The organism is Escherichia sp. 94.0001, from assembly GCF_013369155.2.
GTDB classification, from domain to species: domain Bacteria; phylum Pseudomonadota; class Gammaproteobacteria; order Enterobacterales; family Enterobacteriaceae; genus Escherichia; species Escherichia coli_F.
The window spans coordinates 18774-39872 of the sequence record NZ_JABWMS020000041.1; the positions used below are offsets into that span (position 1 = coordinate 18774).

General features: G+C 45.5%; 18 protein-coding genes and 1 pseudogene. 11 read left to right on the top strand and 8 right to left on the bottom strand.

Annotated features, from left to right (window positions below; translation table 11 throughout):
* Window positions 1-276 precede the first annotated feature (276 nt).
* The 4 genes from HEN33_RS17040 to rclR form a co-directional block, all read right to left on the bottom strand.
* Window positions 277-972: a LutC/YkgG family protein gene (locus HEN33_RS17040; protein ID WP_176263508.1), complete on the bottom strand. Its 696-nt coding sequence runs from the start codon at window positions 970-972 to the stop codon at window positions 277-279.
* On the bottom strand, window positions 965-2392 hold the full coding sequence (locus HEN33_RS17045; RefSeq protein ID WP_000023919.1) for a LutB/LldF family L-lactate oxidation iron-sulfur protein: 1428 nt from the start codon (window positions 2390-2392) through the stop codon (window positions 965-967). Before HEN33_RS17045 ends, HEN33_RS17040 begins: the two co-directional genes overlap by 8 nt.
* A 10-nt stretch (window positions 2393-2402) precedes the next feature.
* A complete protein-coding gene (locus HEN33_RS17050; protein WP_001102123.1) occupies window positions 2403-3122 on the bottom strand; it encodes a (Fe-S)-binding protein in 720 nt (239 codons plus the stop codon).
* 517 nt (window positions 3123-3639) lie between these two features.
* On the bottom strand, window positions 3640-4494 hold the full coding sequence (gene rclR / locus HEN33_RS17055; RefSeq protein WP_032183347.1) for a reactive chlorine-specific transcriptional regulator RclR: 855 nt from the start codon (window positions 4492-4494) through the stop codon (window positions 3640-3642).
* Window positions 4495-4719: 225 nt separating this feature from the next.
* On the opposite strand from rclR, the gene rclA reads away from it, so the two are divergent.
* The 3 genes from rclA to rclC all read left to right on the top strand — a co-directional run bounded on the left by rclA (window position 4720) and on the right by rclC (window position 6995).
* On the top strand, window positions 4720-6045 hold the full coding sequence (gene rclA / locus HEN33_RS17060) for a reactive chlorine resistance oxidoreductase RclA (protein ID WP_176263509.1): 1326 nt from the start codon (window positions 4720-4722) through the stop codon (window positions 6043-6045).
* Between the two features lie 108 nt (window positions 6046-6153).
* Window positions 6154-6390: a reactive chlorine resistance periplasmic protein RclB gene (rclB, locus tag HEN33_RS17065; RefSeq protein ID WP_000474001.1), complete on the top strand. Its 237-nt coding sequence runs from the start codon at window positions 6154-6156 to the stop codon at window positions 6388-6390.
* Window positions 6391-6401: 11 nt separating this feature from the next.
* Window positions 6402-6995 carry a reactive chlorine species resistance protein RclC gene (gene rclC / locus HEN33_RS17070; RefSeq protein ID WP_001355150.1) on the top strand — a complete coding sequence of 198 codons (594 nt, stop codon included), beginning with the start codon at window positions 6402-6404 and terminating at the stop codon, window positions 6993-6995.
* Between the two features lie 159 nt (window positions 6996-7154).
* On the opposite strand, the gene HEN33_RS17075 is transcribed toward rclC, so the two are convergent.
* Window positions 7155-8024: an aldo/keto reductase gene (locus HEN33_RS17075; RefSeq protein WP_176263510.1), complete on the bottom strand. Its 870-nt coding sequence runs from the start codon at window positions 8022-8024 to the stop codon at window positions 7155-7157.
* Window positions 8025-8272: 248 nt separating this feature from the next.
* On the opposite strand from HEN33_RS17075, the gene HEN33_RS17080 reads away from it, so the two are divergent.
* On the top strand, window positions 8273-9130 hold the full coding sequence (locus tag HEN33_RS17080) for a helix-turn-helix domain-containing protein (RefSeq protein ID WP_176263511.1): 858 nt from the start codon (window positions 8273-8275) through the stop codon (window positions 9128-9130).
* A 120-nt stretch (window positions 9131-9250) separates the two neighbouring features.
* On the opposite strand, the gene fdeC is transcribed toward HEN33_RS17080, so the two are convergent.
* Window positions 9251-13504 (bottom strand): inverse autotransporter adhesin FdeC, encoded by a 4254-nt coding sequence (gene fdeC / locus HEN33_RS17085; RefSeq protein WP_176263512.1) that lies wholly within the window; start codon window positions 13502-13504, stop codon window positions 9251-9253.
* A 565-nt stretch (window positions 13505-14069) separates the two neighbouring features.
* On the opposite strand from fdeC, the pseudogene HEN33_RS17090 reads away from it, so the two are divergent.
* Window positions 14070-14630: pseudogene (locus HEN33_RS17090) on the top strand (aldo/keto reductase); the annotation flags it as partial.
* 207 nt (window positions 14631-14837) lie between these two features.
* Entirely contained in the window at window positions 14838-15194 is a 357-nt protein-coding gene (locus HEN33_RS17095) for a hypothetical protein (protein WP_176263308.1), read from the top strand.
* Between the two features lie 288 nt (window positions 15195-15482).
* Here HEN33_RS17095 and HEN33_RS17100 read toward each other — a convergent pair whose 3' ends face one another.
* Entirely contained in the window at window positions 15483-16409 is a 927-nt protein-coding gene (locus HEN33_RS17100; RefSeq protein ID WP_176263309.1) for a LysR family transcriptional regulator, read from the bottom strand.
* Between the two features lie 156 nt (window positions 16410-16565).
* On the opposite strand from HEN33_RS17100, the gene HEN33_RS17105 reads away from it, so the two are divergent.
* From HEN33_RS17105 to ykgO, 5 genes are all read left to right on the top strand, one after another.
* A complete protein-coding gene (locus HEN33_RS17105; RefSeq protein ID WP_000860032.1) occupies window positions 16566-17486 on the top strand; it encodes an alpha/beta hydrolase in 921 nt (306 codons plus the stop codon).
* Between the two features lie 244 nt (window positions 17487-17730).
* Window positions 17731-18873, top strand: a complete 1143-nt coding sequence (locus HEN33_RS17110; protein WP_176262683.1) for an NADH-dependent flavin oxidoreductase — start codon at window positions 17731-17733, stop codon at window positions 18871-18873.
* A gap of 472 nt (window positions 18874-19345) precedes the next feature.
* Window positions 19346-19447, top strand: coding sequence for a small membrane protein YkgR (ykgR, locus tag HEN33_RS17115; RefSeq protein WP_032183332.1), 102 nt, complete (start codon window positions 19346-19348; stop codon window positions 19445-19447).
* Window positions 19448-19811: 364 nt separating this feature from the next.
* Window positions 19812-20075, top strand: coding sequence for a type B 50S ribosomal protein L31 (locus HEN33_RS17120; RefSeq protein WP_176262684.1), 264 nt, complete (start codon window positions 19812-19814; stop codon window positions 20073-20075).
* Window positions 20075-20215 carry a type B 50S ribosomal protein L36 gene (gene ykgO, locus HEN33_RS17125; RefSeq protein WP_000866436.1) on the top strand — a complete coding sequence of 47 codons (141 nt, stop codon included), beginning with the start codon at window positions 20075-20077 and terminating at the stop codon, window positions 20213-20215. Before HEN33_RS17120 ends, ykgO begins: the two co-directional genes overlap by 1 nt.
* Before the next feature lie 34 nt (window positions 20216-20249).
* Here ykgO and ykgL read toward each other — a convergent pair whose 3' ends face one another.
* The gene (gene ykgL / locus HEN33_RS17130) at window positions 20250-20477 is read right to left on the bottom strand and encodes a protein YkgL (protein WP_105277152.1); all 228 of its coding nucleotides are present in this window, start codon (window positions 20475-20477) and stop codon (window positions 20250-20252) included.
* Window positions 20478-21099: the final 622 nt, after the last annotated feature.

Consider the following 21099-nt stretch of genomic DNA (forward strand, 5'->3'; position numbering starts at 1 on the left):
ATGGTAGATGAATACCAAAAAAACTCTGGGCAGTAATAAACAGCATTCTGATAGAGAGTGCCTGTATAAAGCTGAAGTGACAATGAGCGGGAAGGGAGCCCGTCTTCAGGAATGGATTCCTGTCTTTTTCACTGTAAATATCCTGGCATTATTAATGTCAGGATATTTACAGAAGAGCAGCATAACCATGACGGAACGGGGTTAAGTCAGGTTGTCCTTAACGCTATTCACAACCTCGTGCCGCCTTCAGGTTTATGTCCAGACTTCATATCTCTCTCAGCAATCCTCAATAATCAGATACACCGCTTTCACCGGACCATGAACCCCGACGACTTTGATAAGCTCAATGTCCGCCGTTGAACTGGGACCACTGATGATGTTAATACATGACGGCATTCGTTCACCGGCCTGCGCTTTCTGATGCAATTTTTCTGCGAGTTGCGCTACACGCGGCAGGATTGTGCTTTTACGCAGGATAAAAAGAGAAGATTCCGGGAGCAAGCTCAATGAACGCCCGCGCCCGGCGGCGGAAAAAAGAACCACGCCACCCGATTCGGTTAAACCATATTCAGCATATACGACGCCCACTTTAGCCTGCTCTGCTTGTGATATGTTCTCAATACCTTTCGCCGGATCCCAAACAACGGCATTGCATTCCTGCTGCAAACGTTCGCTAATCCCCAATTCCTCCAGTCTCGCGTCACCGCTAATCACGACCGACTGCTCTCCCAGCTCTTTACACAGACATATTGCAGCTTCTGCGGCCTGCGCCTCGCTGGTCAGTTCACAGCGCGTCAACATAACATCGCTGGCAAACTGGATAAACGCGTCACAGCGCTGCTGTTGGTTAAGTTCGGTAAGCCGCTCGTTAGCATAGTTGTTAAGCGGCGCATCATCTGCTTGCGGTTCAAGTCGCTGCGGGCGACCCAGTGCCTGAGCAACGTTATTCAAAAATTCGCTCCGATTATCCATTCTTTTTCTCCTGCGCCTGATGTTTCTTAAACCAACTACGGAAACTCTCTCCGTCAGCTTCAGGAAGATCGCGTGCTTCCATCCAGTCGCTAATCGCGCCAAATTTGAGTGGTGTTTTGCCGCCATTGATAAACCAGCTTGCCGCATGAGCACCAGCCATCATCCCGACTTTCCACAATCCTGGATGACTATTGGCATACGCGAACATTTTTATCGCCCGTTGCTCTGCTTTTGCGGTGATCCCTTTTTCAGCCATCACCCGACGATGACGCAAAATCAGTTTTGACAGCGGAATACGCACCGGACACACGCTGTCACAAGCGGTGCATAAAGAGCAGGCGTAGGGTAAATCTTTAAAATCTTTATAGCCGCCAAGTAGCGGAGAAATCACCGCACCAATTGGCCCTGGATAAATAGAGCCATATCCATGACCGCCAATATGGCGATATGCCGGACAAGTATTCATACAAGCCCCGCAGCGAATACAGCGCAGCACATCCCGAAATTCAGAGGCCAGCACCTCAGAACGCCCGTTATCGACAATAACCAGATGAAACTCTTCAGGACCATCAACGTGCCCCGCTTCGCGCGGTCCTGTCAGCCAGGTGTTGTATCCCGTCAAACGTGCACCAACGGCACTGCGCGCCAGCATGGTGATCAATACATCTACCTCGGCAAACGTGGGGGCAATACGCTCCATTCCCATCACTGCAATATGCGTTTTAGGCAGCGTGGTACACATTCGCGCATTACCTTCATTGGTCACCAGGCATACCGAACCGGTCTCTGCCACCGCGAAATTACAGCCGGTAATACCTATTTCAGCACTGAGGAAATCTTCGCGGATTTTTTGCCGAATGAATAAGGTCATCGCTTCAGGCGTTTCCGGCCCCTCATAACCCAGACGTTCGTGTAGCACTCGACGGATCTGATGGCGATCTTTATGAATTGCCGGGACCACAACATGAGAGGGCGGATCTTGATCCAGCTGGAGAATGTATTCACCCAGATCGGTTTCAATCACCTGAATACCAGCATCCTGCAACACATGATTGACACCAATCTCTTCGGTCACCATCGATTTAGATTTCACCACCTTCCGGGCATTTTTGCGTTGGGCGACCTGTAAAATGTAGCGGGTGGCGTCTTCTTTGGTTTTTGCAAAATAGACGTGACCGCCGTTTTGCGTCACTTTTTCAGAGAGCTGGTACAGATAAGCGTCGAGATTACTCAGAACATGATCACGTATCTGGGCGGCCCGGTCGCGCCACTCCTCCCAGTGCCCTAATTCATCGACCATTTTTTGCCGATTTGCCCCAATACGCTGCTGCGCGTTTGCCACCGCTTTGCGCATGATCGGATCTTCAATTTGCTGACGGATGCGTGTCTTAAAATCTGTATTACTGGTTTTGATCGACATCTTTATATCCTCAGCGGCTCATCAGCACTTCAGCAATATGCATCACTTTGACTTTCTGCCCTTCCCGTTGTAATCGTCCACTGATGTTCAGCAGGCAACTCACGTCAGCACCAATTAAATACTCAGGGCGGACTTCCATCAGGTGCGCAACCTTTTCTTTCACCATCTCGCCGGATATTTCGGCCATTTTGACCGAGAACGTGCCGCCAAATCCGCAGCAGGTATCCTGTTCAGCAAAGGTCAACAGCTCCAGTCCACGCACATTTTTCAGCAGCGTAAGTGGCTCGTCCTTCACCCCCAGCTTACGGGCCAGGCTACAAGATGGGTGATACACCGCTCTCCCTTGCAAACTGGCACCTACATCGACTACCCCTAATGTATTAACAATAAAAGAGGTGAGATCCTGCATACGCGCGGCAACCTTTTCGGCACGTGATGCCCATTCAGGCTCATCCGCCAGATACGTTGGGTAACTTTTTACGGCATAGGTACAGGAGCCAGCCGGTGAAATAATGGGATCGTCGTTATCCTCCAGTGCGGCGATCAGATTTTTCATCCCTGGGATCGCTTCTTTGATATAACCACTATTGATCGCAGGCTGACCGCAGCATCCCTGTTTCTCCGGGAAATTTACGCGACAGCCGAGTTTTTCCAGTAGCAGCACGGAGTCTCGTGCCATTCTTGATTTCAGGGCGTCACCAATACAGGTGACAAAGAAATTGACATTCACAACTAATACTCCATTACTTCATGCCCATTTATGCCCGATGCTTCCCCCCACCAGGGGATCAATCATCAATAAATATGGCGTTCTTTTTTAATTGGCTAGCAACATACCACCCCTCATTTGTATGACAAATGATAATCTTTCATCCAAACTTCAAATGCAATAACTAATTTTATTTCTTTCGGCATCGCTCACATTTTATAGGGAAATCGACGATCATTTTTGGCATAAGAAATTCATTTAAAAAGGCCACATCCCTTATACCTATTCAGAGCTACTTATTCAGGGGTTGTTGAGATATACAATGATGGTGTACTAACAAAATCACCGGCAATAATCAGGTATCAAGTAATAGTCGGCATTTTATTTAATTAAAGCAATTTAGTTTGCGTTTTTATTTACATACTGGGCCTGCATTCTTCAAAAAAACATATAAAACACAGTTGGAAATAGAAATAGTTGAAAGGCTCACAACACCCGGAATGCTGATTATCTTTGCTCCGATTCCTGGCGGTTTTATTCAGGGTGCAAGCTGTCTGACTCTTTCCCGATATTCTCCCGGGGTACAACCAAACTCGCGGACAAACGCCTTGTGAAAAGATGATTCACTGGCATAGCCTACTGACTCAGCGATCACCACAACAGGGAACGTTTCCCGGGAAAACATCTGGGCCGCTATTTGTAGACGCAACTTTGTTAATACAGCCAGCGGCGTGGTTCCGGAAACATCACGGAAAAGCTGGGCAAAACTTGCCCGGGACATGTGGGCGATGCTGGCCAGCGATTCGACGGTCCAGGCGTGTCCTGGCATTTCCAGCATTTGCTGTATTACCGCACCAAGACGTGGATGCAGAAGCAAACTGAGAATGTTTTTCTCAGTATTAACCTGTGCAATCCACTCACGCACCGCGAGGGTAAAGAATGTAGCGCAGATCTGGCTACACAGTGCATCCACTCCCGGCATTGCCGATCTGGACTCCTGTTGTAAAAACGGGATCGCCTCCCTCAGCCAGTTATATTCCACGCTGTGGTTAACCGGTGCTAAAAACAGCGTTTCCGGCAAAGACGTTAAAAAATAACGCGCCGAATGTTGCAGTCGAAGAGTGCCACAGACAATACAGGTCGATTCATTATCGACATGACTCAGGCGATGAGCTGAATTTTGTGGTAGCAGGACCACATTTCCCGGGCGTAATGTAAAAATCTCCCCCGTCGGCATTTCCAGCTTCGCCGCTCCTTGCGTTAACGCATGCCAACGAATAACCGATAATTCCCCGGCACCATGTGGAAGCTGCCAGTCACTTCCTAACACGCAATTCTTATCGATCGTTCCTTGTGGAGCGTTAAGCATCAACAAACGGCTAAGGGCATCCATATCAGACTCCTGAGTGGTTTTTGATTACAAACACCAACAATCTTAGTCAATAATTAATCTAATACCATCAAATGGTTAATCATGATTTTTGTTTTGTGATTCTGATTAAGAAAAAGAAAATACCAGACGATAAGACAAAATATCAAGCGTTGTGAAGAAATGTTATTTGCTCTTTTGCGTCTATAGTCATGATGTCAAATGAACGCGTTTCGACAGGAAATCATCATGAATAAATATCAGGCAGTTATTATTGGTTTTGGCAAGGCTGGAAAAACATTAGCCGTCACGCTGGCAAAAGCAGGTTGGCGTGTGGCTCTCATCGAACAATCAAATGCAATGTATGGCGGGACCTGTATTAATATCGGCTGTATCCCAACCAAAACATTGGTTCATGACGCACAGCAGCACACAGACCTTGTCCGTGCCATACAGCGTAAAGATGAAGTGGTTAATTTTTTACGTAATAAGAATTTTCATAATCTTGCGGATATGCCCAATATCGACGTGATCGACGGCCAGGCGGAGTTTATCAATAATCATAGCCTGCGTGTTCATCGGCCTGGGGGAAATCTGGAGATTCATGGCGAGAAAATTTTTATTAATACCGGTGCACAAGCCGTAGTTCCGCCAATTCCTGGAATTACCACCACGCCTGGTGTATATGACAGCACTGGATTACTTAATCTAAAAGAATTACCAGGGCATTTAGGTATTTTGGGCGGCGGATATATTGGCGTTGAGTTCGCCTCTATGTTCGCTAATTTTGGCAGCAAAGTAACCATTTTAGAGGCAGCTTCGCTGTTTTTGCCTCGGGAAGATCGGGATATTGCTGATAATATCGCGACGATTTTACGCGATCAGGGCGTCGATATAATCCTCAATGCCCATGTGGAGCGAATCAGTCACCATGAAAATCAAGTGCAAGTGCATAGCGAGCACGCCCAACTGGCGGTGGATGCACTGTTAATAGCTTCCGGTCGTCAACCGGCTACCGCTTCGTTACATCCAGAAAATGCCGGTATCGCAGTAAACGAGCTCGGGGCAATTGTCGTTGACAAGCGATTACATACCACCGCAGACAATATTTGGGCGATGGGAGATGTTACCGGCGGGCTGCAATTTACTTACATTTCACTGGATGATTACCGCATTGTGCGTGATGAGTTACTGGGTGAAGGCAGACGTAGTACTGATGATCGGAAAAATGTGCCTTATTCCGTATTTATGACACCGCCCCTGTCCAGGGTTGGTATGACAGAAGAGCAAGCCAGAGAGAGTGGTGCTGATATTCAGGTGGTGACATTGCCTGTAGCTGCAATTCCGCGCGCCAGAGTGATGAACGATACCCGTGGGGTATTAAAAGCGATTGTTGATAATAAAACCCAACGTATATTAGGGGCATCACTGCTGTGTGTTGACTCCCACGAGATGATTAATATAGTGAAAATGGTGATGGATGCCGGGCTGCCTTATAGCATATTACGCGATCAGATATTTACTCATCCGTCGATGAGCGAATCACTCAATGATCTATTTTCATTAGTCAAATAAACTCAAAATCAGACGCCAGGACAAATATTCTGGCGTCTCAGAGAAAAGAATCTTATTAATTCCTTGTTATTATATAACTTCTTAATCACTTCATTGATGGTATTTTATATGTTTAAAAAACCTGTTTTATTTGCAACACTATTATCTGGCGTTATGGCATTTTCCACCAATGCAGATGATAAAATAATTCTGAAACATATCAGCGTCTCGTCAGTATCAGCATCACCGACAGTTCTGGAGGATGCCATTGCTGATATAGCCAGAAAATATAATGCTTCATCCTGGAAAGTCACATCGATGCGAATTGATAATAATTCAACCGCAACAGCAGTATTGTATAAATAAGGATGTTCACAATGGAAAAATACCTGCACCTGTTAAGTCGGGGAGATAAAATTGGCCTGACATTGATTCGTCTGAGTATTGCGATTGTTTTTATGTGGATTGGGTTATTAAAGTTTGTCCCTTACGAGGCAGACAGCATTACACCATTCGTCGCAAACAGTCCACTAATGTCGTTCTTTTATGAACACCCGGAAGACTATAAACAGTATCTGACTCACGAAGGCGAATACAAACCAGAAGCAAGGGCATGGCAATCGGCCAATAATACCTATGGTTTTTCCAACGGTCTTGGCGTCGTGGAGGTGATTATTGCTCTGCTGGTTTTGGCTAATCCTGTCAATCGCTGGTTAGGTTTATTGGGAGGGCTGATGGCATTTACCACACCGTTGGTAACACTCTCATTTTTAATCACCACCCCGGAGGCATGGGTACCCGCATTGGGTGACGCTCATCATGGTTTCCCTTATTTATCTGGTGCTGGTCGCCTGGTATTGAAAGATACTCTGATGCTGGCAGGTGCTGTCATGATAATGGCAGATTCGGCGCGGGATATTCTTAAACAACGCAGTAATGAATCCAGTTCAACGTTAAAAACTGAATATTGATAATCCGAACACTGTCTGTTGTTCACTTTTTCAGGCGTCAGGCTCCCTTTCTGATGATGAAGCCTGACGCCATATTACCGGAGATATGACAGAGTGAAGATCAATATCACTCCCCTGTTAAAAGATTCTTGTCGTCTCAGGTAAAATAAGTGATTAATATCAATCATGTATTTTTACAGCAAGACAACCACGAACAAACTCAGGATTAAAATGTTTTACCGATTCCCCAACATAACCCAAATCAAGCGAACTAATTTGCGCCATTTCTTTCTCTGTCAGTGAGAAATCCCAGATAGCAAAATTTTCTTCGATACGCTGTTGATGTGTCGATTTCGGAATAACGACCACTCCCCGTTGAATATTCCAACGCAGAATGACCTGAGAAATCGATTTTTGATGGGCATCTGCAATATTCTGAAGCAGACTATTTTCAAAGGGTTTATGTCTTCCACCGCCTAACGGAGCCCATGCTTCAGGCTGCACGTTATAATACTTCATGGTTGCCAGCGCCTCTGGTTGGGCAAAATAGGGATGCAACTCGACCTGGTTGACCATCGGTTTAACTCTTACCGTTTCACAAAAGTTCGCCAGAACATGAGGGTAGAAATTGGAAACCCCAATCGCTTTTAATTTGCCCTCTTCATAGGCATCTTCGAGTGCACGCCACGCACTAAAATAATCGCGCATGGCCTGGTGCAATAAATAGAGATCGAAGTATTCCAGTCCCGATTTTTTTAATGATGCTTCAATACCTGCTGCTGCAATATCCTGATTCAACATATCCTGCACCCACAATTTAGACGTTATAAATAACTCTTCTCGGGTACATAAACCTTCAGATATGGCTTCACGAACGGCTTCACCGACGGCATCTTCATTACCGTATACCGCTGCAGTGTCGATGAGTCGATAACCCGTGCGGATAGCGTTCAACACTGACTGTTTGCACACGTTTTTATCGGTAACCTGAAAAACACCAAATCCCATCATCGGCATTTTCAGATTGTTACTTAATACGGAAAATTCCACTGTCAGTCCCTCCATTAGGCATGAACAATGAGTCTACGTTAAAACGTAACCTCAAATTAGTATGTGGATTTTGATATCACTTATGCAAAAAATTCATTAATAATGTAGGACTGAAACCTCTTTATTTTCGGTGACAACGAAGCAGACGCTATCAGTGCTTTTGCCTTGGGCCTTGCTGTTTTTGATACACTTAGGGCCCAGGGCATAACGAAAATGTGCGATATGACAAAGAATTAATGGAGAATGTGATGATCAGGCAGAAGATTCTACAGCAGCTCCTGGAGTGGATTGAGTGCAATCTCGAGCACCCTATTTCAATCGAAGATATCGCACAGAAATCTGGCTACAGCAGACGCAACATCCAGCTTCTGTTCCGAAATTTCATGCATGTGCCTTTGGGAGAATACATTCGCAAACGAAGGCTTTGTCGCGCCGCCATTCTTGTCCGGCTCACCGCGAAATCTATGCTTGATATTGCACTCTCTTTGCATTTTGATTCACAGCAGTCATTCAGCCGCGAATTTAAAAAGTTATTCGGCTGCTCTCCCCGTGAATACCGCCACCGTGATTATTGGGATCTCGCAAATATCTTCCCTTCTTTTTTAATACGTCAACAGCAAAAGACGGAGTGTAGATTAGTCAACTTTCCTGAGACACCTATTTTTGGCAATTCATTTAAATATGATATTGAAGTGTCGAATAAATCACCGGATGAAGAAGTCAAACTGCGACGTCATCATTTAGCCAGATGTATGAAGAATTTTAAGACGGATATCTATTTCGTCTCCACGTTTAAACCGTCAACAAAATCGGTCGATTTGCTCACAGTTGAAACTTTTGCCGGTACGGTATGTAAACAAACCGATTCAGAGATGCCGAAAGAGTGGATAATTAACCGAGGACTGTATGCCTCTTTCCGCTATGAAGGTGAGTGGGAGCACTACCCTGAATGGGCGCGAAACCTCTATCTGATGGAATTACCTGCCAGGGGGTTAGCCAGAGTGAACGGCAGTGATATTGAGCGATTTTATTACAATGAAGATTTCGTAGAAAAGGATAGCAATGATGTTGTTTGCGAAATATTTATCCCTGTTCGTCCGGTTTAGTTATCGCTATGTCTAAATGAATTTATAACAAGACTACTGTCAGGCAATTCAATAAATAATGGCGTTGAAGATGTCAACGCCATTATTGTTTATTAGAATGTTACTTTCATACTCTTAATATTATTTCATCGCCTCCTCGCCCGTTGCCGTATTGGCATCCACCGCGGTAATGGTCACCGTCACTGGCTTCATTTCGTACCCGCCATAGGTCAGGGCGTTAAATGTGAACGTATAGACACCAGGCTTGCTGGTACTAAATGTACGCGTGATTTTTCCGCTCACGAAATGGTCATTTTTCGACGGCAGGAACTGATAATCCTTCTCCGTCACCCCTTCCGGCGTCTGAATGTCAACCCACATATTCCCCCCAACAGGGTTGTTTGCCGACATCAGGGTAACCTTCAGCGTTGCGGTCGATTCCCCATCTGCCACCAGAGATTCCATATCAGATGTTGCGGTGAGTACCGCATTTTTATCATCCGCCACGAAACTGGATTCAGCCGTTTTCGTTGATACCTGACCGTTGTCCTGACTCACTTGCGCCGTAAGAGTATATTTCGCTGCAACAGTCGTGGTGGCGGTGAAAATAGCCTGCCCTTGCTCATTCGTTGTCGCTGTGCCATTCGGTTCCAGGTTTAACGAAGCCGGGCTGGCGGTCAGCGTCACTTCGCTATCTTTCAACAAATTGTTATTGGCATCAGTCACCGTAACTTTATACGTTTGTTTGGCTTTGCCGTCCGCCAGTGCATAGTTGCCAATCACCTCAATACTGGAGACGGTTGCGGTAGCCTTATCGGCTACAAACGTTATAGTCTGCGTATTCGAAGACTGGCTATTCCCTGCCGATGCCGTGATCTCATACGTTCCGGCAGTCACTGAAACCACCTGCAACTCTGCTTTCCCCTCATCGTTGGCTTTCACCCAGACATTATCGCCTGTAAGCGGCTTGACACCCCGGGGCAGATTAAAGGTCACCAGGCTCCCTGGAACAGGGTTACCATTTTTATCCTCAACGTTCGCCGTCAGCGTAAAGGCATCTTTGCCGTTTGCCACTTTTTGAGCAGCGGCGTCTACCTGCAGGTTTGCCTGACCGGTGCTGGCATCCGCGTTGAATTTCACCGTGACCGTCTTCTGAGAGTTTTTCACCGCGGCCGCGATTTCAAGTTCCCCTGCAACGGTTGATATCAACTCAATATCCGCTTTACCTGCCGCATTGGTTGTTATTGTATTCCCCGTCTTGCTGGTCACACCCTGCGGTAAAGTCAGCGTGACATTTTGCCCTTGTAACGGGTTGCCATAGGTGTCCACGACAGTCAGGGTTATCTGGTTAGCAGACTGACCATTAGCCAGCTGGTTATTCACCTTCACCGCCATATCACGTATCTCAGCCTGAGAAGCGTCACCTGCAACATTCAGCACCAGTGGCTGAGCAACGGCATTTTGGCCGTTCACGCGTGGCATGACAGACAACTGACCTGCAGCCGATCCCAGCGTTAAGGTCGCCACGTAGACCCCATTACTTTGCTCTGTCCAGCTTCCAACTGAAGGTCGCTCTGATCCCGTGCTGGCGGCACCGCTAAACACTGGTGCATCTGGCTTCAGCCCGGTGACCGGGTTCCCGTACGCATCCTTCACGGTGAAGGTGAGTTCCGTCGTCGTTTTAACCGTTGGAGTCTTATTGTCCGCAACAAGCGTAGAGTTCGCTGTTGACATCTCCCCGGCGATGACCGTCAACTGCGCGGCTTCGGTGGCTGCTGGCTGGCCGTTGAAGAGCGGCATGACACGAAGCTCGCCCGTCTTTCCGCCTGTGGTCAACGTAGCAACATAGGAACCGTCACCTTTTTCGGTCCAACTGGAAATAGTCGCTCCTTCAGAGGCGGTCCCCGTCAAACTTGCCGACAACGAAAGACCACTGATAGCGTTGCCATGCGCATCTTTCGCCACCAGCGTCACGGTTGTGCTTTCGCCTGCTTTTACGCGATCTGCGGCTACAGACACTGTCGACTGGCCTGAAGATAACGCATCAGCTACCACGGTTACTTTTGCCGCGTTTGCTGCCGCATCCTGTCCATTTAGCTTCGGCATAACTTCTAATTCACCCGCCGTAGAGCCGAGAGTAATCTGCGCAGTCCACGTCCCATCACCATTATTTGTCCAGCCAGATGCCGTAGAACCAGCAGCTGCTGCGCCCGATAATGACGGTGCATCCGGATTGAGGCCTGTTACAGGGTTGTCATTGGCATCTTTTGCCGTCCAGATTGCCGTAAGCGTACCGCCGACCACCGGTTTATCAGGATTCAGGGTGATGGACGAATGTGCTGCATCAAGCGGCCCGGCAACGAACTTCAGCGTTTGTTGTAATGTGCCCAGCTGATACTGCTCGCTGAAGGCACGCACAACAACGTTTCCGGCACGGGTCGAAGAAACCGTGGCGCTGTAAACCCCTGGTTTTATTTCCGAAATGGCACCAACGGTAACACCATTAGTGTCTTGCGGAACAAGTCGCAGGCGGCTGGCTTCTCCCGTCACCGGATTACCCTCGGAGTCCACCGCAGTAAGCGTCAGCGTGTAGGCTTGCTGACCATCAGCAACCACGTCACCTGACGGCTCGTTAGCGCTCAGGGTGGAGTTTGCCACATCCATCATCGTGGCCCGCAGTTCTGCAGTGACGGTTTTGCTCATGCCATCAATGCTAACAGTAATCGTTGCCTCACCTGACTGCGTTCCGGTCGTAAAGACAGACTGGTACACCCCTGCTTCAGTTTCGGTGAACTCACCCAGTGTGGGTTTTGCCTGTGATTTAGTGGCCTTCAGGGTACGAGTCACAATATTTCCAGCCGGTTTGAAGGTTAGTTCAGTCTTGATCTGATCTTTCATGCCCGCGACTGGCTGGCCCTCGGCGTCGCGCAGAGACAGCACCAGCGGCTTTTGCTCATTACCGTTAGCAAGCATTTGAATACGGCTCTGACCGTCAAGCGTTAACGCCGTACGATCGGCGCTCATACCAGCTCCGCTAATAACCACTTCTGTCTGCACACGTTTCGAGGCATTGCCTTTGTTATCGTAGGCAACTGCTGAAATCGCATAATAATTGTCTTTGCCTGGACGGTAAGCCGGGAGCGTTACTTGCCACTGACTACCCTGACCGGTAATTTTGCCACCTTCAGCCAGTAATGACGGCGCTTCCCACTGCACATTTTTCAGTCCGTGAGTTGCTTTGCTGACCACAAGCCCCAGGGAAACCGTCTGACCGCCCTTGCCTTCAATACGCTCAGGCAGAGCAATACGGATCACTTCAGATTTGCGGTACTCAAGAACGATGTTGTTATTACGCTCAACCAGGTCATAGCGGCTGCCTGCCAGCATTCGACGCTCGCGAATGCTGTCTGTATCGAGTTGTTTTTGCAGAGGTTCGCCAATTCGGTAGTTAACTTCCAGGCCAAAGCGAGTGTCATTCTCACCACTCTTGCCCTGCTTATGCCCGGCGCTCAGTGTCAGAAGAGGCACTGGTGTATAGGTTACCTCGGCAGAAATAGCATGCGGGTCTTTCTGGCGTTTATCTTTACCAAACAGCCCGACTTCATCGCCATAATACTGCTCATACATCAGGCTTGCGCCAAGCTGCGGCCAGGCAGGTAAATAGCCCTCAGCACGAATATCCCAGCCATTCGCCGGGCGTTCCTGATAATCCTCAACATCCGGTGATTTTTTCCAGCCAGAAGCCCGGATATAACCATTGGCGCTCAGTTTCAAATAATCACGCCAGTATTCCGCACCAACACCAATGCGGGTATGACTACGGGATAAATCATGATCGATAAAAGTATTCACCCCCGCCATCCAGTCATTTCCTGAAAAATGACGCCAGCCAAAACCAATATTTGACTGAGTACGATCGTCGGTACAATGTATTGCCCCCTGAGTGAACAACATATTTGTCGGCGTGTCATAAATCGGATAAAGCATTTCCAGCGAAGAATCCTTCAGCGAGAAATCTTTATCGACATTCAGTTTGACGCGCGCTGTACCATATTTCCCGAGCCACTCCTGTATTTCCTGGTTAGCTTTAGCGGTGGCCATTCCGGTAATAAAATTACGTGTCGCATCGCTATCTGGCTGACTGCTTAAAAATGTCCCGGCATTTGCGGCAAGCGACGCGACATTTTTCTCCACGTTATTATCAGCAGTTACCGTAGTATTTTCCATGCTCAATCGTGGCTGAACCGCATGCTGCGCATGTGCCGCCATTACTGGGGTAAAAGTGACTGCGAGTGGGAAAAGAACCTGAACAGAGATATTTGCCCACGCCACGCAGCGGGCCAGAACTGAATAACGAAATCGTGGTTGTTTATGACCTGTTTTATAACGTGACATTGAGATAATTTCCTGATGAACGAATTAACGAACATAGGCAGACACAAATAATGGCGTCTGCTTGTCAGAAAAACCGGGGATTTCCCGGTTTCCTTTTCCGCAGAAAAGGAAATACCTTTATGTAAGAAAGTACACCGCCACCTAATATATCCAGTGCCTGTAGCCACTCATCAGGTGGTTGGGCGCGGGATTATATTTTTATTTATGGGTGAAAATTTAGCTTTTTGTGCAAGTCATTAAATAGATACCTAAGTTATATTTCTTACTCTGCGGACAGTGAATAATTCATTATTCAGAGTGAATAATAATGACCTACCTTTAATTAGCAACTATCGGAAATACGTCGAAGTAGGTATATACGCCAGGATAAACCGATATATTTTTTATGGATATTCATTTTCCTTCATCGGACTGTAAATTCCGGGGATATCGAACTTGCACGACTAATCTCAACCCTCAAACAGATTTATGAATTTTGTTCATAACCCCTGACAAATCCTGCCGTCTAATCGAGCTTTTCCCTTTACGTTATGCTTCTCATGAACGATAACGAAAGGATAACACCATGCAAAAAGTAAAACTGAACAACGGTATTGAAATGCCCCTGTTGGGCTTTGGTGTATTTCAGATGACCGATGCCGCCGAATGCGAAAGAGCGGTCATTGACGCTATTAACAGCGGTTATCGACTGATTGACACCGCCGCCTCTTATCAAAATGAAATCCAGGTCGGGAACGCACTGAAACAAAGCGGTATCGCCCGTAACGAACTCTTTGTCACCACGAAACTCTGGTTGCAGGATACCAGTTACGAAGGGGCCAAAGCCCAGTTCGAACGCTCTCTGAATCGACTGCAACTTGATTACGTTGACCTGTACTTGATTCACCAGCCATATGGCGATGTCCACGGAGCCTGGCGTGCCATGGAAGAGCTGCAACAGGCCGGTAAAATTCGCGCTATTGGCGTAAGTAACTTCCATCCTGACCGACTGGCAGACCTTATCGCTTTTAATAACGTCGTTCCGGCGGTAAACCAGGTTGAAGTTAACCCTTTCAATCAGCAGCTACAGGCCGTTCCCTGGATGCAAAGTCGTGGCATTCAGCCAGAAGCCTGGGCACCGTTTGCGGTTACAGGGCGGTAAGCGATTATGCATCTACCTATTTACGTCGGTCACTCAGTCAGAGTCTTGCCCATATTCAATGAGGTTCAACACCGCAGCCAATGAAAAGTAGGCCATGCGGGGATTAATAGCATTACTCATTAACCAATCGCTCTTTTCATTTACGTGCTCTTTATGTAACATATTGCTTTTATTGATCTTCCTGGAGTTTGCATGAATAAGAATCTCATCCTCGCATTTGCATTATTTTCCTTACCTGTATTTGCAGAAGAAGATCTGGGGCCAGGCAAATATGTTTGTGACATTAGGATTTCCAGCCTGGATACCGCTACTCAAATTCTGTCAAAATCCGCAACAGTTCTCGATAATGGAAACAATTTCATCGTTCAAATGCCAAATGGAGATCAATTGTACTCTCCAGATCTGGAAAATGTTGATGATGGTATAAAACAAAAAGCAACAATAGGTGGATTGACATTTATTCGTCGTCCAACTTTTAACGATCGCTTCATCGTGGAAGATGGAAATACAGGATTCTTCTATAAGATGCGAAACTGCGAGAAGAAATAAAGGAAGTTTGATAGCGATATCCTCCTGATTTTCAGGCTTTGTACCTGTTCAAGACTTACAACTACAAGCCGCTACGTGTTAACGCCTCCCAAAATAACCACCGTTAACCGTAGCGGTCATAGATACTATTATTTTAGCCACATTACTGGTGATAATGATAATGGATATTATAGCCGTATAGAAAATAAGTATTAATTATCAGAAAGTTTATTATGTAAACGCGTCCTAATGATTACGTTATTCCTCTTACCGATATTCGCCCAGAGCAACCATCAATTACACATATCATCAATTTTCGAGTTTTACTCTTTTCTCCACCATAAAATCAATAAAAGCACGAACTTTAGAGGGCATTCTCACCCGTGATGAAACATATATATAAAATCCAGAAAATGAAACGGCCCAATCCTCAAGAATCGGCTGTAACTTGCCCGCATTGATATGTTCAGCGATTGCAAAATCCAGATGTTGAATGATACCCGTTCCATTCAGCGCCATTCGTATCATGCTTTCGTCATCATTAGAAATATACTTACCTGACACCTCTATTTCGAACTCTTCATTACCCCCCACAACATTCGAAAACTCCCATGCTGAGAGTGCACCGCTACTTTTATGCCGCAACCGAAGACAATTATGGTTACTCAATTCCTGAGGAGTTTCAGGAATACCGTGTTCTTTTAAATAATCTGGCGATGCCACAGTAACCAGTTTAATAAGCGGAGAAACAGGAACGGCAGTCATATGCTCATCCAGTCCTTGCTCAAGACGTATGCCCACATCACAGCCGTCCGCAATAATGTTAGATAAACCGTCATCCATAATGAGTTCTATCTTTGTTTTGGGGTAACGAGTAAGAAACTCGCCAATATGAGGCTCAATAAGCATCCTTGCTGCAACACGGGAGGAATTTATTCTCAACAGTCCTGTAGGTTCAAGTTGGGTATCACCGACATCTTTCAACGCATCATCAATTTGCCCCAAAGCCGACACCAGCACTTCATACAGATGCTGTCCTTCCTCAGTAAGCGACATATTGCGGGTCGTACGGTATATCAGCTTGGTGTTAAGACGTTCCTCAAGAGATTTTAAATTCTGGGACAATGCGGCCCGCGTAATACCCATTTCAGAGGCTGCCCCGGAAAAACTGCCGGCACGAACAATCAGCGCAAACCAGGCAAGAGAAGGCAAAATTGAAGGCTCTATTTTCATCATTGTAAACCTTAACTTAACACTGTGATAGATATTAGACCATTGATGATAACCAATACAAGTCATACTATTACGCCGTTCGCGATATGAACACGAATGCCAGTTGCGGATAATAGAAATGATATTTAAATCTGTTTAGGCAAATCCCTGGAGCTTGAAATGAAAACGGTTTCGATAAAACACACTTACTGGGATATAGCTGCTGATATCTATTTCCCTGACGATTTTAATAGTGAAAAAAAGTATCCTGCCATTATCAGTGCCCATCCAATTGGAAGCTGCAAAGAACAGACATCGGGTAGTGTGTATGGTGCCGCCCTGGCAAAAGCTGGCTTTATCGTCATTGCTTTTGATGCCAGTTTTCAGGGAAGCAGCGGTGGAGAACCGCGTTATCTGGAAGATCCAACAATGCGAGTAAAAGACTTCAGCATTGTCGTTGATTACCTTACCACCTTACCTTACGTTGATGCCGGGCGTATTGGTGTACTGGGTATTTGTGGTGGAGGTGGATATGCCATTAATGCCGCAATGACAGAACGTCGGATTAAAGCCATTGGTACTGTCACGGGTGCAAACTACGGGCGTCTTATGCGTGAGGGATTTACAGCGTTTAATCCTATCGGAGCACTCGAAGCAATGGCGCAACAAAGAACAGACGAAGCTAACGGCGCAAAACTTCGCGTAGATGATTTGCTCCCTTCTTCTCCGGAAGCAGCTCTTGAAGCGGGATTAACAGAAATAGACCTTTTTGAAGCAACAGAATATTATCGTTCACCACGAGGCTGTGCGCCTAATGGGGTAAATCGTTCGCTATTTTCACATCAGACTGTTGCCGTGGGCTGGGATGCTTTTCATCTTGCAGAAGTCCTGTTAACTCAACCACTAATGGTTGTAGTGGGCGATAGAGTGGGCGCTTTTGGTGCCTATCGTGACGGCTGCGAAATTATTGGTCGTGCAGCCTCAAAACATAAAGAGTTGGTCGTGGTTGAAGGTTATTCACATTACGACCTGTATGATAAGCCAGAACCTGTGAAACAGGCGCTCGATAAATTAATTCCTTTTTATAAAACACATTTGTAATAATCTTACAGGGAGATTCCTTATCTCCCTGACATTTATCCTTTATTGACTACACAACAATAATGAAATTACTCAAAAAGAAATTTCATTAAAGAAACAAAAAAGCAGTAACTCAATCATTAAGATTATTAGAAACCCTTTGAAGGGATTATAAATAAAGCCAGAAATCTTGGTTCCAAAGCTGGCAACAACTAACCAGTTAAAACATACGCATCAAAATCAGATAAACATTTGAGGTATTGTTATGACAAATAAACACCCATCATTGTTTTCTCCTTTTATGCTGACAGAAAAAATAAAGCTACGTAATCGTATCGTTATGGCTCCTATGACAACCTGGTCAGCTAATCCTGATGGAACCATCTCTGAGCAAGAACTCGAATTTTATAAACGTCGCTCACAAAATGTTGGTTTAGTAATAACAGGATGCACCTATGTCACGCCAAGCGGCATTGGGTTTACTCATGAATTTGCCGCGTATGACGACCGTTTCATTAACAGCCTTGAAAAGTTAGCTGCTGCAGCCAAAAGTGGCGGTGCTCCGGCTATTTTGCAGATTTTCCACGCCGGTAATAAAGCCATCCCGGAGCTTGTGCCAAATTACGATGTTATTAGTGCCAGCGCATCAAGCGTAAAATCTGGTGACTTTATGAAGAGAGTGGTACAAAGCAGGGAAATGACTGAAAACGAAATTCAGGAAACCATTAGAGCATTCGGAGATGTCACAAAAAGGGCGATTAAAGCAGGTTTTGATGGCATTGAACTTCATGGTGCGCACGGATTCCTTCTGCAGAATTTCTTCTCCCCTCTATTTAACCAGCGTAATGACCGATGGGGAGGAGATCTTGAAGGATGTATGCGCTTCCCGCTGGCCGTATTACAGGAAGTAAAAAATGTAGTCTATGAATATGCGACAAAGCCCTTTGCCATCGGTTACAGAATATCTCCTGAAGAATCTGTAACAGGGGGTCTGCGGATAGAGGATACTTATAAACTCCTTGATCGGCTCATTTCATCCGGTATTTCGTATATACATACCTCGCTGGTCAGTATTAACGATAGCTACCCTGTTGAGTCGCCAAATGGCCCCCGAACTATTGAATTGATTTTAAATCATATTGCAGGCAGAGTGCCGGTAATCGCCGCAGGTAAAATACGCACACCGTCTCAGGCTCAAGAAGCAATTTCCGCTGGCCTGCCACTTGTTGCAATCGGTAAAGGGCTGGTAATAAATCCAGAATGGGTGACTTTAGCTGAATCAGGTAGAAGTCATGAAATTCAAACAGCCCTTAATCCACAACGCGTTCCTGAATTAACCATTCCGGATAAACTATGGGATCAAATTCAGGCATCGAAAGGAACTGGCTGGTTTCCGTTAATGGATTAAATATCTATTACTCTCCCGAGAGTAAAACTATCAAACCAATGAGTAACCGATACAGCCTCGCAAATTCTTTCAGATAATTAACCCGTCACTGCGGCACGTTCTCTCATAAGGCGTGCCTGCTGTGTAATCCAGTATGTATCCGGCATACTTGACGGTTTAATAGAACTCAATTCCTTTCCCAGGTTACCAACAACGATATCTTGTATAACACCCCAGGAGATACGACATTATGATGAGATGAGGTATGCTCCTCAGCGCCAATCAACGCCAGGGCTGGGCCAGTTTTGAGATCAGACTCATTCCCGGACTGACTTCAGGCGACATATATCAATGACATTGGGGCAATAAAAGATAGCCGATGTAATACATCTATTCAAATTTGTGATACATGTCAAAAAATTGGTTGACCAAACTCGTTATTTATATAAGGGCACTTACGAAGTGCACTCTTTTTTAAAGCGAGGAAGTACCAATGAAAGAGAATAAAGTACAGCAAATCAGTCATAAACTGATTAATATCGTTGTTTTGGTAGCAATTGTAGAATACGCCTATTTATTCCTCCATTTCTATTAATAACGGCAATAAACTGTTCATTTCAGCAATATTCAAAAGATGCATCCTCTCCCTTTTTTTTAAGTAATTATTATATCCGTGGGAGAGGAATACACGCTGTCAGGTAATCAATCAAACTGCGATAAATCATCGGCCAGTAAAGTGGAGATAGCCTCCATTCTCGAAAAATTCATACTCTCAGCGAAACCATCATCAATCACTCATCCAGGCGTTTATGGGAGCGTCGCCAATGGCTGCTAACAATGCCAGACTTCCCCGTTGCCGAAATTCCACATACCACAAATGGTCACAGGGATTGGGTGTTGAAATGATCCGGATGAGCATGTATCTTTACAGTTATGTTATAACATAACAGGTAAAAATGATGAAACCCAATATCCATCCTGAGTATCGTACTGTGGTGTTCCATGACACCAGTGTTGGTGAGTACTTTAAAATCGGCTCGACTATCAAAACAGACCGTGAGATTGAGCTGGATGGCGTAACGTATCCGTACGTGACAATTGATGTCTCTTCGAAATCGCACCCGTTCTATACAGGGAAGCTGAGAACAGTGGCATCAGAAGGAAATGTTGCACGGTTCACCCAACGTTTTGGTCGTTTTGTTAGCACGAAAAAGGGGGCGTGATGAAAGTCCTTAACTCTCTGCGTACCGCAAAAGAACGCCATCCAGACTGTCAGATTGTGAAGCGAAAAGGACGGCTGTATGTGATTTGTAAATCTAATCCACGTTTTAAGGCCGTTCAGGGGCGTAAGAAAAAGCGTTGATTCATAATTCGCCGGATTAACGATATTTGTCTGATTAATAATCAGACCGGATTAATGTTGGTGTATTGATTACACCAACATTAATTTTCCTGGAAATATATTCTTTAAGTTCATTTAAAGCCAACTGCCTGACGTTTCTCTCCGAATATTCCATTATATTAATGTTGATTTGTTGACCAACTTCGCCCCTGTATGCTGGTATCAACTCTCTTTTAGACTGAACAAGCCACTCCGCCCCCTCCCTTTGCGGCGCAGCCTGCATTTACACTCAAACTGTTAAGATGATAAATGTGGTAAATCTGTTGGTACTAACATAAAAACGTTTACGCCACAGGAACAGCCTGATCCACCGGTAACCCCATCGCCGACGTTCGAGTGCCAGTTAGAGTAACGCGCACAGATGACTGCACGCAGTGCCCTGTCAAAGAGACCATCGTTCCTGTGACAGCTGGCAGCCTTCGTTTAACTTCACTTAATTTGGCTCTTGGGGGGCTTACCGAACAGATGACGTAGTCACACCTATTCAATTTTTCACCACTTATTGGAGTAAACCCCCATAACCATTTTGTGCGGCATGTTAATCCATTAAGACACCTTATTGATTGTCAAATCTTCTTTAATTATGGACAACAATAGTTTTATATTCTATTTATTATCATTAAAACTTGTTTTTTTACTAGTCGAGCACAAAACGCATTAAGACTATTCCTAACACCTCAGGGCAAAGTTCCTGGCTAATATAAAATGCAAGTAAGAATTGAACGTTATATTGCCAATAACCTTATGAAACTGAATGTCTTTTTCTTCTTATCAAAAAAGCAATATTTTCATTTTTAGTAAATATTGACTTAACCATGGAATTCCTTTTCTGTTCACATATTGAC

What these genes read in the sequence shown, in the direction of transcription:
- HEN33_RS17080 (WP_176263511.1), top strand. Translation starts at nt 8,273, where the DNA reads ATGATCAGGCAGAAGATTCTACAGCAGCTCCTGGAGTGGATTGAGTGC.
- ykgO (WP_000866436.1), top strand. Translation starts at nt 20,075, where the DNA reads ATGAAAGTCCTTAACTCTCTGCGTACCGCAAAAGAACGCCATCCAGAC.
- HEN33_RS17110 (WP_176262683.1), top strand. Translation starts at nt 17,731, where the DNA reads ATGACAAATAAACACCCATCATTGTTTTCTCCTTTTATGCTGACAGAA.
- HEN33_RS17100 (WP_176263309.1), bottom strand. Translation starts at nt 16,409, where the DNA reads ATGATGAAAATAGAGCCTTCAATTTTGCCTTCTCTTGCCTGGTTTGCG.
- rclA (WP_176263509.1), top strand. Translation starts at nt 4,720, where the DNA reads ATGAATAAATATCAGGCAGTTATTATTGGTTTTGGCAAGGCTGGAAAA.
- HEN33_RS17120 (WP_176262684.1), top strand. Translation starts at nt 19,812, where the DNA reads ATGAAACCCAATATCCATCCTGAGTATCGTACTGTGGTGTTCCATGAC.
- rclR (WP_032183347.1), bottom strand. Translation starts at nt 4,494, where the DNA reads ATGGATGCCCTTAGCCGTTTGTTGATGCTTAACGCTCCACAAGGAACG.
- HEN33_RS17045 (WP_000023919.1), bottom strand. Translation starts at nt 2,392, where the DNA reads ATGTCGATCAAAACCAGTAATACAGATTTTAAGACACGCATCCGTCAG.
- fdeC (WP_176263512.1), bottom strand. Translation starts at nt 13,504, where the DNA reads ATGTCACGTTATAAAACAGGTCATAAACAACCACGATTTCGTTATTCA.
- HEN33_RS17105 (WP_000860032.1), top strand. Translation starts at nt 16,566, where the DNA reads ATGAAAACGGTTTCGATAAAACACACTTACTGGGATATAGCTGCTGAT.
- rclC (WP_001355150.1), top strand. Translation starts at nt 6,402, where the DNA reads ATGGAAAAATACCTGCACCTGTTAAGTCGGGGAGATAAAATTGGCCTG.
- HEN33_RS17040 (WP_176263508.1), bottom strand. Translation starts at nt 972, where the DNA reads ATGGATAATCGGAGCGAATTTTTGAATAACGTTGCTCAGGCACTGGGT.
- ykgL (WP_105277152.1), bottom strand. Translation starts at nt 20,477, where the DNA reads ATGCAGGCTGCGCCGCAAAGGGAGGGGGCGGAGTGGCTTGTTCAGTCT.
- rclB (WP_000474001.1), top strand. Translation starts at nt 6,154, where the DNA reads ATGTTTAAAAAACCTGTTTTATTTGCAACACTATTATCTGGCGTTATG.
- ykgR (WP_032183332.1), top strand. Translation starts at nt 19,346, where the DNA reads ATGAAAGAGAATAAAGTACAGCAAATCAGTCATAAACTGATTAATATC.
- HEN33_RS17095 (WP_176263308.1), top strand. Translation starts at nt 14,838, where the DNA reads ATGAATAAGAATCTCATCCTCGCATTTGCATTATTTTCCTTACCTGTA.